The 17,456-nt window shown below is 42.5% G+C and carries 11 protein-coding genes; 2 read left to right on the top strand and 9 right to left on the bottom strand.

Annotation, left to right across the window (positions count from 1 at the left end; all coding sequences use genetic code 11):
• Positions 1–41: 41 nt before the first annotated feature.
• From phoB to F9Y84_RS17620, 9 genes are all read right to left on the bottom strand, one after another.
• Positions 42–731 carry a phosphate regulon transcriptional regulator PhoB gene (phoB, locus tag F9Y84_RS17660; protein WP_010378755.1) on the bottom strand — a complete coding sequence of 230 codons (690 nt, stop codon included), beginning with the start codon at positions 729–731 and terminating at the stop codon, positions 42–44.
• A gap of 309 nt (positions 732–1,040) precedes the next feature.
• Positions 1,041–1,994, bottom strand: coding sequence for a porin (locus tag F9Y84_RS17655; protein WP_147390517.1), 954 nt, complete (start codon positions 1,992–1,994; stop codon positions 1,041–1,043).
• Positions 1,995–2,806: 812 nt separating this feature from the next.
• Positions 2,807–3,871: a class II fructose-bisphosphate aldolase gene (gene fba, locus F9Y84_RS17650; RefSeq protein ID WP_147390516.1), complete on the bottom strand. Its 1,065-nt coding sequence runs from the start codon at positions 3,869–3,871 to the stop codon at positions 2,807–2,809.
• 198 nt (positions 3,872–4,069) lie between these two features.
• On the bottom strand, positions 4,070–5,248 hold the full coding sequence (locus F9Y84_RS17645) for a phosphoglycerate kinase (RefSeq protein ID WP_147390515.1): 1,179 nt from the start codon (positions 5,246–5,248) through the stop codon (positions 4,070–4,072).
• Positions 5,249–5,379: 131 nt separating this feature from the next.
• On the bottom strand, positions 5,380–6,390 hold the full coding sequence (gene epd / locus F9Y84_RS17640; RefSeq protein ID WP_147390514.1) for an erythrose-4-phosphate dehydrogenase: 1,011 nt from the start codon (positions 6,388–6,390) through the stop codon (positions 5,380–5,382).
• A gap of 170 nt (positions 6,391–6,560) precedes the next feature.
• A complete protein-coding gene (locus F9Y84_RS17635) occupies positions 6,561–7,178 on the bottom strand; it encodes a 3'-5' exonuclease (RefSeq protein WP_128729653.1) in 618 nt (205 codons plus the stop codon).
• Between the two features lie 3 nt (positions 7,179–7,181).
• Entirely contained in the window at positions 7,182–9,020 is a 1,839-nt protein-coding gene (locus F9Y84_RS17630; RefSeq protein WP_147390513.1) for a DUF294 nucleotidyltransferase-like domain-containing protein, read from the bottom strand.
• Positions 9,021–9,108: 88 nt separating this feature from the next.
• The gene (locus tag F9Y84_RS17625; protein ID WP_147390512.1) at positions 9,109–10,833 is read right to left on the bottom strand and encodes a sodium:solute symporter family protein; all 1,725 of its coding nucleotides are present in this window, start codon (positions 10,831–10,833) and stop codon (positions 9,109–9,111) included.
• A gap of 11 nt (positions 10,834–10,844) precedes the next feature.
• Positions 10,845–11,108 (bottom strand): DUF4212 domain-containing protein, encoded by a 264-nt coding sequence (locus F9Y84_RS17620; RefSeq protein ID WP_125253339.1) that lies wholly within the window; start codon positions 11,106–11,108, stop codon positions 10,845–10,847.
• 410 nt (positions 11,109–11,518) lie between these two features.
• On the opposite strand from F9Y84_RS17620, the gene F9Y84_RS17615 reads away from it, so the two are divergent.
• Entirely contained in the window at positions 11,519–14,944 is a 3,426-nt protein-coding gene (locus tag F9Y84_RS17615; protein ID WP_147390511.1) for a PAS domain-containing hybrid sensor histidine kinase/response regulator, read from the top strand.
• 116 nt (positions 14,945–15,060) lie between these two features.
• The gene (purU, locus tag F9Y84_RS17610; RefSeq protein WP_125253341.1) at positions 15,061–15,891 is read left to right on the top strand and encodes a formyltetrahydrofolate deformylase; all 831 of its coding nucleotides are present in this window, start codon (positions 15,061–15,063) and stop codon (positions 15,889–15,891) included.
• The last annotated feature ends 1,565 nt before the right edge of the window (positions 15,892–17,456 follow it).

Genomic DNA, 17,456 nt, shown 5'->3' with positions numbered 1-17,456 from the left:
CATTTAGAAGCCATACAATATAGCTTCTTTTGGAGTACCAATTACAGTTTACTCGAAAAACGGTAACCTGCACCACGCACGGTTTGCACCAAACGATCATGGCCTAGAGGTGCAATCGCTTTTCGCAGCCGTCGAATATGTACATCAACAGTGCGATCTTCAACATAGACATTCGTTCCCCATACATGATCAAGCAATTGCTCTCGGCTGTAAACACGCTCGGGGTGTGTCATGAAAAAGTGTAATAATCGAAACTCTGTCGGTCCCATATCAAGCTCAGTACCAGCAGAAGTAACACGGTGGGATATCGGATCAAGGCGCAAGCCATGAACTTCTATTGCTTCTTCAAGAGAAGTGGGAGACACCCGTCGCATCACCGCTTTGATTCGAGCCATAAGCTCTTTTGGAGAGAAAGGTTTTGTCACGTAATCGTCCGCACCAACTTCCAATCCTTTCACTTTGTCTTCTTCCTCACCTCGCGCTGTAAGCATGATGATTGGTATCTGACGAGTGTATTCACTTTGCTTGAATTTTTTAGCGATTTGAATGCCACTGCCCCCAGGAAGCATCCAGTCAAGCAGTACCATATCGGGGTATGGCTCAACCATAGCAGCCACCGCTGAATCATAGTCTTCAGCTTCAATTGCTTGAAAACCATTTTGTTCTAATACAAACACCAACATCTCTCTGATCGGTGCTTCATCATCAACTACAAGTACTTTACGTGACATTCCCAATGTTCTCTCGTTACCGACGTTGTTGATGTCATTATTATGACTAACTATGACAGTTTTATGAAAGTGTAACGTGTAAACTGAAAACAAGCCAAAAAAATCTCTTTTTTCAGCGCAAAAAAGAATATTTTCAAAGTCATAAGTACATGTTATTAAATAAGATAATAAATTTATTTTTGAAGAATAATTATGTTTTTAAAATATGTACATTCATTTTGTTTTCGCTAATCATATGCCATTTAAAATAGAATAAACGTCAACCAAATACACATAAAAAGTACTGTCGATACAATATCTCGCTAAGTATTAAAAGTCATAACGTAATGTTACTGCCATTGCGTCGTGATCTTCATTATTATCAAGCGAAAACTTAGAGTACCAAAGATACATACGTGCTTGTTTACTCAAGCTTCTTTCGATTCCAAAAGACGTCGCATTTCCTGAATCCTTGAGCTTACCATTAGCACCGTCAGAGTCTTGATACTGAGCTAGTATAGTGTAAGCACTCACTTTATACGAGGCACTTATCATGTAGCTATCAACTTCATCATTACTGTCTATCGCTTCACTTTGTTGGTATATTCCCCCTACTTTAAAGCTCCCCAGTTTCCCCTGTACCGTAACACGATTTATGTCTTGTCCAGCGACCTGATTGTCATGAGCAACAGCAATATATATGCTTGTTTTCTTGAGCTTACTATCACCATAACTTGCAGCTAAAGACAGTCCATCCTCATCTTTTTGCTTGCTGTTCTCTTCAGCAATGTAACTCACAGTAAACTTCAAATGGTTTATTGCTGGTGTTGAATACTGCACGGTGTCGCCCAGTCGGTTTTCTCCAACAAAAAAAGAATTAATATCACCAGAAAAGTCATTCATTAAATCAACTTTGCCTTGGGACTTCTTCATTGCCGTGTCATCGCGGCCGATTAACAACTGGCCATATTTACCTCGGATCCCCAAATACTGAGATCTTGCCGTCAGGTTATCTCCAGACTTACCATCTTTATCTTGATCTGCGATCTCAACTTGAAATTCGTATTTATAAAAAACATCAATACCTTCGTTGATCTGTGTCGATCCTTTGAGCCCCATTCTTGAGTTATAACTTTCAATCGATGTGTCACTATCTCCATCTTTGTCAGTATTTTGTATGCCAACATGTGCTCGGCCATATACAGACACGACGTCATTAGCATAGCCATACATACTGACGAAGCTGCCACAAAGCAAGATTGCATAGAGGTATTTCGTTTTCATAATTGATCACCTTGGGGATTAGTTGGGCGCAGTACAACAAGGTTTAGAAAGCAAGCGGCGAGAGTCAACTCATCACGTCCTGATCTCATATTTTTAAAGTTAGACTCTTTTAGCCACAGATCAAGAAAGCAAAATGTAGGATCGTTATTTTATTAACTGCTTCGAATTTTACGCTCAAGATCATTTTTTTACTAAGTGATCACTGCCGGGATCGCGCTCATACTAACTAAAACTGACTTTTACGCACATTCACTTAGTATAAAAATGATCCAGGATCTCATCATTGATTGATCTCAGCACGTTAGACGACTTACTTGGTATAAAAATGATCCCGGCTGAAGTGAACATTAAGCGCGAAGTAAGTTGGTTTTAAAGCTGCGGGAGAAAAAAGTAAGATATTGTTTTTATTGCTAATATAAATTTAATGTCACAACCATACAATACCTTTTAAAGATAGCTTTCCCCTAACACTGATCATGAAGAGCTGTACATAAGGCGAATTGACACCGCAATTCTAGTACTACTAGTTACATCTACACTACCCCAAGCGTCGATCATATCGGCTAAAACACCCAGTGTGTTATGCTAGAGACTGGTTAGTTAGTAAAGATCTGATCCCAACTTAACCCGATCGATCTACAAAAAACTTCCTCACTTAATATCACAAAAAGTAAACAGACTGAATTAAGTTACCTATTATAAAAAGTGTACAAGATCGATTTTTTGATCCAAAAAAGCCCCTAACTCTAGGGGCTTTTGGATTACTTTGACAGCGAAGCTCTAGTCTAAGCGGAGCTATGCTTGTACTGTGATCACTTTACTTTTGGAGCTAATTCACCTGTTAAATATTTCAGGTGCATATCATCAAGTGAAATTGGCTTAATCTTCGCTGCTTGACCTGCCGTACCGAACGCTTCATAACGAGCAACACAGATCTCAGTCATCGCTTTGGTCGCCTCGGCTAAGAATTTGCGTGGATCAAAATTGCTAGGGTTTTGTGCTAAGTGGCGACGGATTGCACCGGTTGATGCAAGACGCAGATCTGTGTCTATGTTGACCTTGCGAACACCATACTTAATCCCTTCTACAATCTGCTCTACCGGCACACCGTAAGTCTCAGGAATTTCACCGCCAAACTCATTAATAACAGCCAACCAGTCTTGTGGCACAGATGAAGAGCCGTGCATTACTAGGTGTGTATCAGGAATACGTGCGTGGATTTCTTTGATGCGGTTAATCGCTAAAATATCACCCGTTGGTGGACGAGTAAATTTATAAGCACCATGTGATGTACCACATGCGATAGCAAGCGCATCTACATTGGTTTTCTTGACAAAGTCTGCCGCTTCTTCTGGATCAGTAAGTAGCTGATCTTCTGTTAATTTACCTTCTGCACCGATGCCATCCTCTTCACCTGCTTCACCAGTTTCAAGTGAGCCTAGTACACCTAGCTCTCCCTCTACTGACACACCACAAGCATGAGCCATTTCAACTGTACGGCGTGTTACATCGACATTGTACTCATAGCTCGACGGTGTTTTACCATCTTCTAGCAATGAACCATCCATCATCACTGATGAAAAACCAAGTTGAATTGAGCGTTGACATACCGCAGGCGAAGTACCGTGATCTTGGTGCATTACAACTGGAATATGAGGCCATTCTTCAACCGCTGCTAAAATCATGTGGCGGATAAACGGTGCACCAGCATATTTACGCGCGCCAGCAGAACCTTGTACGATAACCGGACTGTTAGTCTTGTCCGCAGCTTCCATGATCGCACGCATTTGCTCTTGGTTATTCACGTTAAATGCAGGAACGCCATAACCATGCTCAGCTGCATGATCGAGAAGTTGACGCATACTGATTAAAGCCATATTGCTTTTCTCCAATTGTTGATAGCCACCGCTATCGGTTTGAACGGATAATATATATACACCAGCCGTGCTGGTGTGATTAACCCTCATCGAGGTTAACCTGACGCCATTGAGCGTCGCCAAGCAATCATCAAATAAGTGAGAGAGTGATGATTGCTAGGTAGTAAAAGAGGCAGCGCGAAGCTGCCTCAATCAACTTTAGTCTTTAGCTCGCTGTTCAAGCATAGCAACTGCTGGTAGGGTTTTACCTTCAAGAAATTCAAGGAAAGCACCACCACCTGTTGAGATATAAGAGATATCTTGCTCAACACCATATTTGTCAATCGCGGCCAACGTATCACCGCCACCAGCAATTGAAAATGCTGACGATTTAGCAATTGCATTGGCAATTGCTTCAGTGCCATTGCCAAATTGATCAAATTCGAACACGCCCACAGGACCATTCCATACAACAGTGCCAGCGCTTGCAATGATTTCAGCGAGCTGCGTTGCGGTGTCAGGACCTATATCGAAGATCATGTCTTCGTCTGAAACTTCGCTCGCATCCTTAATAGTTGCAACCGCAGATTCTGAAAACTCATTACCTACAACCACATCAGTCGGAACTGGAATATCACCATCATTTGCTCTCGCAGCGGCGACAAGTTTATTCGCTTCTGGTATCAAATCAGCTTCGTACAATGACTTACCAACGGGGTTACCTGCTGCTGCAATAAAAGTATTGGCAATACCGCCACCGGTAACGAGTTGGTCAACAACTTTAGATAGCGAATCTAGTACGGTGAGTTTTGTTGATACCTTTGAGCCACCAACAATAGCAACCAAAGGACGAGCTGGATTATCTAGCGCTTTACCAAGCGCTTCAAGCTCGGCGGCAAGCAATGGACCTGCACAAGCCACTTCAGCATAGAGGCCTACACCATGTGTCGACGCTTGAGCACGATGTGCAGTACCAAAGGCATCCATTACATAAACATCACAAAGGGCAGCTAACCTCTTTGCAAGGGTTTCATCATCTTTCTTTTCACCCACGTTAAAGCGTACGTTTTCAAATACGATTACTTCATTGTCGCTGACGTCAACCCCGTCAAGATAGTCCGTCACCAAACGGACTTCTTGAGACAGAGCATCATTAAGATAGTCCACTACAGGCTGCATAGAGTATTGCGCATCGAACTCACCCTCAGTTGGACGACCAAGATGAGACATAACCATTACTTTGGCACCTTTTTCAAGTGCTAGTTTGATAGTTGGTAATGCTGCACGAATACGTGCATCTGACGCAACTTTGCCATCTTTAATTGGCACATTTAGGTCTTCGCGGATCAATACACGCTTGCCGTTTAAATCTAAATCCGCCATCTTAATGACTGACATTGGACATCTCCTTTAAGAACGATACTTTTATTGTCTACAAGGCGACTGAAGTTACTCTAATCACCTAAATTTGAATTTTTGTTTTAATTTTATGCAGCAGCTTTGATTATAACAGCGTATTTCTAAAATTATTAGCTTCTCATCATCTCGCCAGCCGTGTCTAACATGCGGTTAGCAAAGCCCCACTCGTTATCACACCATACTAATAATTTAACCAAGCGTTTATGGCTTACACGGGTCTGGGTGCCATCGATAATGCAAGAATGTGCATCATGATTAAAGTCGACTGATACAAGTGGCTCTTCGGTATAGCTTAATATCCCCTCTAACCGGCCACTGGCAGCGTCCTGCAAGACTGAGTTTACGGCATCAATAGTCGCATCTTGGTTAAGGGTTACACTTAAGTCCATTGCGGTCACATTGATGGTAGGTACACGTACAGCGATTGCTTCAAAGCGGCCTTGAAATTGCGGTAAAATTCGCTCAATACCACGAGCTAGTTTGGTATCAACAGGAATGATGGATTGACTTGCCGCGCGTGTGCGGCGTAAATCACTATGATAAGCATCAATCACTTGCTGGTCGTGCATCGAAGCATGAATGGTGGTGATCGCACCTGACTCAATCCCAAAGTTATCGTCTAACACTTTTATCACAGGGACAATACAGTTTGTTGTGCAAGAACCGTTTGACACTATCGTATGTTGAGGGGTCAGTACGTCTTCATTAATCCCAAAGATAACGGTCGCGTCAACATCTGCATCCGCCGGATGTGAAAAGAGCACTTTTTTTGCACCAGCTTGAATATGCGCTAGTGCATGTTGGCGAGAGTGATACACACCAGTGCAATCTAATACTACATCAACATCGAGTGCACGCCACGGTAGGTGGCTAGGATCTGGTTCGGAGAATAGCTGGATCTTATCGCCTGCTACTTCTAAGAAAGACTCTGTCAAGGAAACGGGAAAACCAAAACGCCCGTGTGACGTATCATATTTAAGTAGATGTGCGATCCCTTGCGGATCCGCGAGTTCATTGATGGCTACAATTTTTATTTGTTGATCACGACCGGATTCGTAGAGCGCCCTGACGATATTACGCCCTATTCTCCCAAAGCCGTTTATTGCAAGCTTGATTGTCATTAAATTGAAAATCCATTAAGTCGCAAGTACGAAAGCTACCCTTCGTTTTGATGGCGCTATTGTAATCGACCTAGGATAAATGTGTAAGAGGCTTAATCAATTTTTTCCTTCTCAAAAAGAACCCAAGGCGTTCATAAAGCATTATTTTAGGAACCAGCGAATTTACCTATTCAAGTTAAATCCGCTATTTTGCATTTGCCACCGAGGCATATCGCTTGAGATTGTGCGAGTAGTAGCTCCGCTGTGGCAAGTGCATCTCCCAAGGCATCGTGAAGTTGATGTAGTGGTAGCCCATAGCGCATTCGACAAGCATTGAGTGTTAATGCGTCTTGCGCTAACGGATACCCCTGCTTTAACACCCGGCGTTTATCAATTTGCATTGTATCTAGCATCAAAGCCGGTTTGACATTCAAATTAAACTGCTGAAAAGCGGTTTTCAAAAAAGCCCAATCCATTTGCACATTGTGACCAACTAAAACGTTGCCATGAATCGCTTGTTGTAGTGCGAGCAACAGTGTTTTTAACGAATACCCAGACGCCAGCTGTGCGCTATCTATACCATGATATACAGGGCTTTGCTCAAGTGATTGCACTTCTTTATTAAGGTAATGCTGAGCGTCTTTCACTTCGATCCGCATATTTTTAATGGGTAGCCAACCCGCTGATACAATTTCATGCTGTTTTGGATCCAACCCAGTAAGCTCCAGATCCAGCACCACCAACTCAGCTTGTGAAAATAATAAATGCTTGTAACGCCATTTGGCGAGAGAACGAGAAAGCCACTCCATCGCTTATAAGCTTCCTCTTGCAAATTTAAACGCACTGGCCTGTTGAGCTTGTTTTACTAGATAGAATGCTTCTTTGAGCTGATGCTTTTCAAGCGAAGACAAGCTTTCAGGGTTAATACAATTTCCAGGCAACCCCTCGCGGTTGATTTGAGTTTTCAGTCTCAGTTGAGTTAAAAAACGCCAGCAATCCTTCAAATTATTAATATCTGATTTGGCTAATAGCGCACCTTTATTCAGTGCCTCAAGCCGCTCTAAAGTATTGGCTCTAGCCACCCCAGCTTTTAAAGCATAGAGGCGTACAACATCATTAATAATTGCTACTCCCCGCTTTTTCAAATCAAGGTATTTATGTTTACCCTTATCTTTTTCCAACTTAAATTGCTGAAAAATACCAATAGGTACTGAGTTCGCATTAATGTCTGTTGCCATTGCCGCATAAAAAAGCTCATTTTTGCTAATGTTAGCCAAAGATTGACTTAGTGCGGCATATAGGTCGCTCGCTCCATCAATGAAGCGCATATCAAAGTAAATTTTGCAATTAAGCATTGCTTTGGGTGTCGGTGATAAGATCCAGCGACTAAATCGCTCGCTCCACTGAGCAACCGTACCACGACACTCCGAGTTACTGGCCATGATATTCCCCGGACAAGAGCGGATCCCACATTCATTAAGCTGCTCACAGACAAAAGCACCAAGCTTTGCAAAATACTCGCGTGCTGATTCATCAATATTATCCGGTAGCAACAAGCCGTTATCTTGATCCGAATGAAGAGTCTGCTCCTCTCTTGCTTGAGAACCAAAACAGATCCAAGCAAAGCGGCATGGTGCCGCACCGTGTTGTTGTTGATATAAATAAATAAGCCTTGAAGTCAGAGCATCAGTAAGACCACTCAATAACTTCCCTATCAATGAAATGTCTTCAATATGATATGAGAATTGTCGTAATAGATCCGGGATCTCTTGAGCATAGTTCTTGATGCTTAAAAGATTCTGCGCTTTGTAGATCCGCCCGATCAACTGTACTGGATCACTTTTTTGTTGTCTTAATAGATCTGTACTCGTTAGCATGCCTAACGGCTTATATGCTTCATTTAATACAGGTAAATGATGGATGTTGTGTTTTAACATCAAATGTAGCGCTGAAAAGACTCGGTTGTTTTCAAAAATATGTTTTGGTTTTTTTGTCATGATCTCTGCAAGTGATGCACAGGGATCTCGGTCCTGCGCTAAGACACGGTTTCGCAGATCTCTATCAGTAACAACCCCCACTAGACGATCATGTTCAGTGATCATGATCGAGGAAACTCGATGCTCACTTATTAACCTTGCCGCATCACGGATACTTGCATCGGGTGTTATCGTCACAGCCTCTTTGGTCATTAACTCTGAGATCTTGCGTTCAGACCAAGTTTCACTTTGTTGCTTATAACGTGATGCCAATAGGCGATTTGCGTGAGCTCTAACAAAATACTGCTCGAAAGGCTTATATTCTCGACGCAAAAAATCAAAATCATGCTCTTTTAAGATGTAAACCAACCCATCCTTCTGCACTTCAATATGGTTTTGAATTGCATCACCAGTCAACAAAGACGGATAACCAAAATAATCTCCTTCACTCATGCGCCCAATGACTTCATCTTTTGCCGAGATAAGATCAATAATACCTGAACGGATCAGGTAAAGGTTAGGCTGGCTGTCTTGCAACCAATCTTGTTGATTTGATTTGCTAAGGTATACGACTTGAATATGTTTGGAAAAATAACTTGCTGCTGACTCTGGTAGCTCAGAGAAAGGTGCTTGCTTGAGTACAAACTGAAAAATATCTTGAATTTCGGCTGTCATATCTCATCATCCTTTTCAACCAAATCACTTCGCTTTACCAAAAACAAAGCTGCCCAGCACTTGGGCTGGGCAGCTAAGCTAGCTTTGCTTAGTGCGCGTGAGCTGCACTTGACCCTTTCGGATTACGGATCCCTTCCACCATTAATTTAACTTCTTCAGGCGTTTCAGCAGTTACTTTCATTACTACTGCGGCCACAATAAAGTTAACCAACATACCAATGATGCCTATCCCTTCAGGAGAGATACCAAATAGCCAATTAGCAGGCGCATTAAGCTCAGGACTAACAAACTTAAAGTAGATGATATAGGCCGCGGTGAAACCTATACCCGTTACCATGCCAGCAATAGCACCTTCTTTGTTCATGCGCTTAGAGAATATACCCATGATAATCGCTGGGAAGAAACTCGCCGCTGCTAAACCGAAGGCAAATGCGACCACTGAGGCAACAAACCCCGGTGGATTAATACCAAAGTACGCTGATATCCCTATCGCCACCATCGCAGCTAAACGCGCAGCCAGCAATTCTTGTTTGTCGTTGATATCTGGTTTAATGGTACGTTTCAACAAATCATGTGACACCGATGTTGAAATAACCAGCAACAGACCTGCAGTTGTTGAGAGCGCTGCTGCAATGCCACCTGCGGCGACCAGTGCAATCACCCATGCAGGTAGATTCGCAATTTCTGGATTTGCTAACACCATGATATCGCGGTCAATCTTCACCTCGTTTGCACTTGCTGGATCATCAATCTTGCCCGCAGAGTACTGCATTTTTCCATCACCGTTTTTATCATTGAATATGATTAAGCCAGTTCTTTCCCAGTTTTTCACCCACTGTGGTGCTTCTTCATAAACCGTACCACTACCATCTTTACCGTTAATCGTGTCGATCATGTTCACACGAGCGAACGACGCGACAGCTGGCGCTGTTGTATATACGATAGCGATAAATACTAAAGTCCAAGCGGCTGAAATACGAGTATCTTTTACTCTGGGAACGGTAAAAAAGCGAACGATTACATGCGGCAAACCAGCAGTACCTACCATCAATGCAGCTGTGATCGCAAACACATCAATCATGCTTTTGGAGCCCTCTGTATACTGCGCAAATCCAAGCTCGGTACTGAGTCCATCTAACTTGTCGAGTAAATAGGTGCCCGAGCCATCAGCCAGCGTTGCGCCGAAACCGGTTTGTGGTAGCAAATGGCCTGTCATCATCAGTGAGATGAAAATAGCAGGAACCAAATAAGCGAATACGAGTACACAATACTGAGCGACCTGTGTATACGTGATCCCCTTCATACCGCCAAGTACAGCATAGAAGAATACAATCACCATACCGATGTAAACACCTGTTTCAATATCGACTTCTAAGAAGCGAGAGAACACCACACCAACACCACGCATTTGACCAGCAATGTAGGTAAAACAGATGAAAATAGCGCAAAGTATCGCAACCACACGTGCAACCTGAGAATAGTAACGGTCACCGATAAAATCCGGTACTGTGAACTTACCAAATTTACGTAAGTATGGCGCTAAACACAGTGCTAAAAGTACATAACCACCAGTCCACCCCATAAGATAGACACCGCCATCGTAGCCCGCGAAGGAAATAATCCCCGCCATTGAAATAAAGGACGCAGCACTCATCCAGTCTGCTGCAGTTGCCATGCCGTTGGCAACGGGAGGTACACCTCCGCCTGCTACATAAAATTCATTCGTTGAACCAGCTCTTGCCCAGATAGCGATACCGATGTAGAGCGCAAAACTGAGGCCGACGATAATAAAAGTTAAAATTTGAACATCCATCGATTAGCTCCTCACTCGTCCACGCCATATTTTTTGTCAAGCGTATTCATTTTAGAAACATAGACAAAGATTAACGCAACAAAAGTATAAATTGCGCCTTGTTGAGAAAACCAAAATCCGAGTTTAAATCCAAAAAAACGAACTTCGTTGAGCACATCAACTAACAGGATGCCAAATCCAAATGAAACGACAAACCAGATAGTGAGTAGCTTAAACATCAAGGCGAGATTTTCTGACCAGTATGCTTTCGCTTGTTCTTCACTTTTAAAAGCCATTTTAAATCTCCTATCACCCGCTCCAACATAGAGCAAGCAGTGTTAATAGACCTTAATGAGAGTAGCAATGGCTTGATAAGTTGAAATTGAGACCTTAGTCGTAACACCAAGATTACGTTTACGTAAACTGCAAAACAAAGGGTGTTATTATTAATAAAAAGTCTTTATAAACAATTAGATATGAATTTAAGAAGTGGCTAATTTTGATGTTTTCTCTGTTTTAATCCTGTAGTAAGACATTAGTCTAATTTGCTGAATAAAGATCTAAAGCCTACTCTGAGCTAGCACATAACATATTGTTTAATATAAATTTATTCATATATGATAAAAATCCAATGTAAACTAGACTATGAGCGGTATTTGTTTGATAAAGTATGATGATATAAATAATAAGAATCGAACCCAATACTATGACCGTTATTTTACTCTTGGTTGCAGCCATTTACATCGGCGTACTTTTTTGGCTCGCCAATTGGGGAGACAAGACCACACCTCGAGCGCTAAAATTTAGTCATCATCCGTTTGTTTACGCATTTTCGCTTGGGATCTACTGTACTTCGTGGACTTATTATGGCTCAGTTGGCACTGCAGCAACAAGCAGTTGGCACTACTTTCCTATCTTGCTTGGCCCTATTTTATTGTTCATCTTTGGTCATGGCTTTCTACGTAAACTGATCCTAGTCAGTAAAAAACAAAACATCACCACCATTGCGGACTTTATCTCCGCTAGATATGGCAAACGCCAAACAACAGCGGTGATGGTTACCATGATAGCGTTACTTGCAACGATACCGTACATTGCTTTACAGCTAAAGGCATTGAGTAGTAGCTTTTTACTGTTGCAAAGAGACGGGCAGGTATCAGGTACGGTATTGGCATTGGCTGTTACGCTAATTATGGCTATATTTGCTATTTTTTTCGGCACTCGAAAAGTTGATGTCACAGAATACCGTTCAGGCCTAATGTTAGCTGTCGCATTCGAATCTATAGTCAAACTGCTCGCACTTGGTATGGTCGCAGTTCTGGCATGGCAGTCACTTACTCAAGCCCCTAGCTTAACTGCAAACTTAAGTAAGCATTGGCAGTCATTTGACTTTTTCAATTTTAATTTCGTTGGTCAAACCTTGATGGCCGCAGCAGCCATCGTATGCTTGCCAAGACAGTTTCACGTTGTCGTTGTGGATAACCATAATACTTCACACCTAAAGACAGCACGCTGGGCTTTTCCTCTGTACCTATTGTTAATTGCCGCTATGATAATCCCTATTGCAACAGCAGCTATACACCCTCAAATAGGTGCAGGTGCAGCACCCGATAGCTTTGTGCTAGCACTGCCCATTATGTTGAATCACCCAGTTTTAGCGACCTTTGTGTTCATCGGTGGCTTATCTGCTGCGACAGCAATGATTGTCGTCGCAACGCTTACTCTCAGTACGATGCTATCAAATGACGTAATACTGCCTTTACTGTTTAAGCGCAAATTCAAAAAGAATATTTTAAATAGCAGCTTCAAAACACAAATACTTTTGGTACGTCGATTTGTTATTGCTGCAATTTTGCTGCTGTCTTATATGTATCAACAATGGTTTGGTCATGGGGAAGCCCTAGCGAATATGGGGTTAGTTGCCTTTTCATTAGTTACTCAATTACTGCCAGCTATTATTGGTGGACTCTACTGGCGCAAAGGCCATGCGTACGGAGTATATGCAGGACTGATAGCGGGTTTCATTTGCTGGATGTTATTTTTGATGTTCCCCATCCTCGAAGCTGGCAACATTCTCGACTATGAGACGCGCCAAACAATTATTACCAGAGGTACACTCCTTGCGCTTTTAGCCAATATCAGCTGCTACATCAGTTTTTCTATTGGTGCACAAGAGCGCCTTGTCGACCGCATCCAAGCTGCTGCTTTTGTAAACCCAAAAGATCAAACAAGACTTGCGAAAAGAGTAAATAAGCAAGTTCGTGCCACTGTGTATGATTTCAAAGTATTACTACAAACATTTTTAGGGGTACAACGCAGCCAACAGTTGTTAGGGCATTATGCACAAAATAACATTCTCGAAGATAATGATGCCTATCCTAACCCTGAGTTTATCTCATTTTGTGAACGGGCACTTACTGGTGTATTGGGAGCCTCATCCGCACAAGCACTGATCAGAACGGTATCATCTGGTAGACAAATGGCTTTCGAAGAAGTCGTCAACTTTTTTGATGAAACGACGCAAGCGCTTCAGTTTAACCAAAACTTACTTTTCACCTCGCTAGAAAATTTAAGTCATGGTATTTCTGTCGTCGATAAAGATCTAAAATTAGTCGCATGGAATAAACGCTATAACGAAATGTTTGCCTATCCAGATGGATTTTTAGAAGTGGGACAACCCATTGAGCAAGTGATCCGCTTTAATGCAGAGCGTGGAGAGTGCGGCCCCGGCGAAATTGACAAACATGTAGATAAGCGAGTTCAGCACCTTAAAAATGGTACGCCTCATCACTTTATTCGTCATCGTCGTAATGGCGAGGTATTTGAGATGACAGGCAACCCTCTCCCTGAGGGTGGCTTTGTAACCAGCTTTTCAGATATTACTACTCATATAGCAACACAAAATGCACTTGAAGAAATCAATATGGATCTGGAGAACCGGATTGAAGCTCGCACTCAGGAAATCCGCGCCATCAACCTAGATCTTAAAGCTGAAATCGCAAGTAGGCAAAAAACCGAACAAGCATTGATGGCAGCTAAGAAAGAAGCAGAGCAAGCTAACGAGAGTAAAACCCGATTTTTGGCACTGGCAAGTCATGATATTTTACAGCCTCTCAATGCTGCTCGCTTATATTTAGCTGCAATAGATACCTATAACCTCAACAACAAAGATCAAAGTAACTTCGAAAAGCTGACAGATAGTCTAGACTCCACTGTCCATCTCATGAGCGCTTTACTAGATATCGCAAAATTAGAGCAAGGGGCCATGAAACCCACTCCAAGACACTTTAATATTGATGATATTTTACTGCCACTGGCTAATGAGTATGCCATCATTTCTAAAGAAAAAGGTTTGGTGCTGAAAGTCAGAAGCTCTCATAGTGTAGTGCACAGCGATACAACGTATTTACGCCGTATTATTCAAAATTTAGTGTCTAACGCTGTGAAGTATACAGAAAGCGGTAAAGTGCTAATTGCATGTCGCTGCCGAAAGCATAGTCTCAGACTCGAGGTCTGGGACACAGGCCCGGGTATATCTGAGCATGAACAAAATAAAATTTTTAATGATTTTTATCGTATCCAATCAGGTGATAACAAAGGTGTGGGGCTTGGCCTCGGTGTAGTGAAACGTTTATGTGATCTGTTATCAATTACCATTTCCGTAAACTCAATGGTAAATCACGGTAGTCGATTCAGTATTGATATTCCTTATGGCAATGCCGAGCTGTTACAAACAAAAGAAGACATTAATCAAAAACCGATGAGTAAAACACAGCTCAATATAATTGCTGTAGATGACGACCCAAAAAATCTAGAGGCGATGTCCAGCCTTTTAGATAAATGGTCTTGTCACTACCTGCTCTTTTCCAAAGCTGAAGAAGCCCTCGCATATGCGAAGTCTAATGCAGCACCAGATATTATCTTAATGGATTACCAGCTCAACGATCATCATGATGGTATCTCTTTGATTAAAAACCTACGCACAATATGGAAAACAACAATACCAGCTATTTTAATCACAGCCGTCAGAGATGAGGAAGTAAAAGTGATAGCAAAGAGTAACCATATTCACTATCTGTCAAAGCCTGTAAAACCTGCAAAGTTAAAAGCACTGCTCAATCACGGTCGTTAGTGAATGAGCCAAGATTGAATACGATAGCAATAGCGGTATTTTTTATTGCAAAAGATTTATCTCAAACGTTATTCCAAGTATTCTGAAGGCTCGTTTACACAAATAGGAATGAGGAAATGAGTTATATACTAACCACTGAGTGTAAGGATGATATAGGGCTGATCGCTAAAATAACTAGCCTATGCCATGAACATGGTTTTAATATTACGCGCAATAATGAATTTGTCGATAAAGAAGGCCAAAGGTTCTTTATGCGAACAGAACTCAGCGGTAGCCCAAGTCGTGACTTTTTAACACAGCTTCAACAAACTCTACCAAAAGGGGCAAAGCTGAACCTCCATGCTCAAGAGCGCACTAAAGTAGTCCTATTAGCTACAAAAGAAGCTCATTGCCTAGGAGGAGTTTTACTAAAACAGTATGAACAGGCATTTAATATCGAAGTACAAGCTGTGATAGCAAACTACGATACTTTAAAACCGCTGGTAAGTAGTTTTGGTATTCCCTTCCATTTAGTTTCTCATGAAGGCTTAAGCAGAGCAGAACACGACGCAGCCATGGCAGATCTCATAGAGCAATATAACCCTGATATAGTTGGTCTAGCTAAATATATGCGCATTCTTACTCCTGAGTTTGTCTCTCGCTTTGATGGTAGAATTATCAACATCCATCACTCGACACTGCCAGCTTTTATTGGCGCAAAACCATACCATCAAGCGTTTAAACGTGGTGTGAAAATCATTGGTGCAACTGCACACTTCGTCAATGATGAGCTAGATGAAGGACCTATCATTGCACAGAATGTTACACAAGTAAGTCATGCACATAGCGCAGAAGAAATGGCTAAAATTGGTAGGGATATAGAAAAAACGGTGTTCTGCAATGCCTTGCAATTAGCTTGTGAACACAAGCTCTTCATTAATGGAGATAAAACGGTTGTTTTCTCCTAGTGTAGCCAATTGTACGCTCTAGTACTCAGAGTAATATTCGCGGGTAAACCTCCTCCTAACAATACAACACTTTGTCGATATTGTGGTGAGAGCGAGTTTACCTCGCGATGTTACAGAGTAGACTGTTTTATTCTTTTTGTTTGGCAAGCCCAACAGCTCGGCGGGTAAACCGCCTCCTACCAGTGCAATACTTTGTTGATATTGTGGTGGGAGCGAGTTTACCTCGCAATGTTACATAGCAGACTGTTTTATTCTTTTTATTTGGCAAACCCAACAGCTCGGCGGGTAAACCGCCTCCTACCAATGCAGCACTTTGTTGATGTTGTGGTGGGAGTGAACTTTACTCACGATGTTACAGAGTAGACTGTTTTATTCTTTTTGTTTGGCAAACCTAACAGCTCGGCGGGTAAACCGCCTCCTACCAATGCAGCACTTTGTTGATGTTGTGGTGGGAGTGAACTTTACTCACGATGTTACAGAGTAGACTGTTTTACTCTTTTTGTTTGATAGACCTAACAGCTCGGCGGGTAAACCGCCTCCTACAAAGTACAGCACCTTGTTGATATCGTGGTGGGTGCGAGTTTACTTCGCGATGTTACAGAGTAGACTGTTTTATTCTTTTTGTTTGAGAGACCCAACAGCTCGGCGGGTAAACCGCCTCCTACCAGTGCAGCACTTTGCTGGTGTTGTGGTGGGAGCGAGTTTACCTCGCGAGGTGTTTATTACTTTTCGAGGTGTCGATTATCTTGTGAGGTTTTCTTTTCAAATCCCACATAGCAAAAAACCCGTCGCATTGCTGCAACGGGTTTTTCTAATAAGTCCCTGGCTCGCTACGAAGTAGGATGTTCTACTTTCACATGGGAAGCCCACACTATCATTGACCGGGGCCGACCCTTCGCGGGGCTCGCCTTCGGCTGTTTTGTTTCACTTCTGAGTTTGGGTGACAAGAAACCGAAGCAACGCTTCGCAGTTCGAGGAACAGCTCGGCGGGTAAACCGCCTCCTACCAGTGCTGCACTTTGCTGGTGTCGTGGTGGGAGCGAGTTTACTTCGCGATGTTACAGAGTAGACTGTTTTATTCTTTTTGTTTGAGAGACCCAACAGCTCGGCGGGTAAACCGCCTCCTACCAGTGCTGCACTATGGTGGTGTCGTGGTGGGAGCGAGTTTACCTCGCGATGTGTTGATTGTTTTGTAATGTATTGATTGCTTTTCGAGGTGTTGATTATCTTGTGAGATTTTCTTTTCAAATCCCACATAGCAAAAAACCCGTCGCATTGCTGCAACAGGTTTGACGTACATGGATGCACTAATTTCGATTAGATTCATGGATGAATGCGGTTAATCGGCCTTTTATAAGGCCCTGGCTCGCTACGAAGTAGGATGTTCTACTTTCACATGGGAAGCCCACACTATCATTGACCGGGACCGACCCTTCGCGGGGCTCGCCTTCGAGCTGTTTTGTTTCACTTCTGAGTTTGGGTCACAAGAAACCGAAGCAACGCTTCCAGTTCGAGGAAGTGAGCGCATGGATACGCGAAGGGGAAATACTACATGGAAGTACTTTA

This window comes from Pseudoalteromonas peptidolytica, assembly GCF_012641745.1.
GTDB classification, from domain to species: Bacteria; Pseudomonadota; Gammaproteobacteria; order Enterobacterales; family Alteromonadaceae; genus Pseudoalteromonas; species Pseudoalteromonas peptidolytica.
Note: the sequence above shows the minus strand (reverse complement) of the source record. Positions and strands in the feature narration are given on the sequence as shown.

What these genes read in the sequence shown, in the direction of transcription:
- F9Y84_RS17625 (WP_147390512.1), bottom strand. Translation starts at nt 10,833, where the DNA reads ATGGATGTTCAAATTTTAACTTTTATTATCGTCGGCCTCAGTTTTGCG.
- F9Y84_RS17635 (WP_128729653.1), bottom strand. Translation starts at nt 7,178, where the DNA reads ATGGAGTGGCTTTCTCGTTCTCTCGCCAAATGGCGTTACAAGCATTTA.
- epd (WP_147390514.1), bottom strand. Translation starts at nt 6,390, where the DNA reads ATGACAATCAAGCTTGCAATAAACGGCTTTGGGAGAATAGGGCGTAAT.
- F9Y84_RS17630 (WP_147390513.1), bottom strand. Translation starts at nt 9,020, where the DNA reads ATGACAGCCGAAATTCAAGATATTTTTCAGTTTGTACTCAAGCAAGCA.
- phoB (WP_010378755.1), bottom strand. Translation starts at nt 731, where the DNA reads ATGTCACGTAAAGTACTTGTAGTTGATGATGAAGCACCGATCAGAGAG.
- purU (WP_125253341.1), top strand. Translation starts at nt 15,061, where the DNA reads ATGAGTTATATACTAACCACTGAGTGTAAGGATGATATAGGGCTGATC.
- F9Y84_RS17620 (WP_125253339.1), bottom strand. Translation starts at nt 11,108, where the DNA reads ATGGCTTTTAAAAGTGAAGAACAAGCGAAAGCATACTGGTCAGAAAAT.
- fba (WP_147390516.1), bottom strand. Translation starts at nt 3,871, where the DNA reads ATGGCTTTAATCAGTATGCGTCAACTTCTCGATCATGCAGCTGAGCAT.
- F9Y84_RS17645 (WP_147390515.1), bottom strand. Translation starts at nt 5,248, where the DNA reads ATGTCAGTCATTAAGATGGCGGATTTAGATTTAAACGGCAAGCGTGTA.
- F9Y84_RS17655 (WP_147390517.1), bottom strand. Translation starts at nt 1,994, where the DNA reads ATGAAAACGAAATACCTCTATGCAATCTTGCTTTGTGGCAGCTTCGTC.
- F9Y84_RS17615 (WP_147390511.1), top strand. Translation starts at nt 11,519, where the DNA reads ATGACCGTTATTTTACTCTTGGTTGCAGCCATTTACATCGGCGTACTT.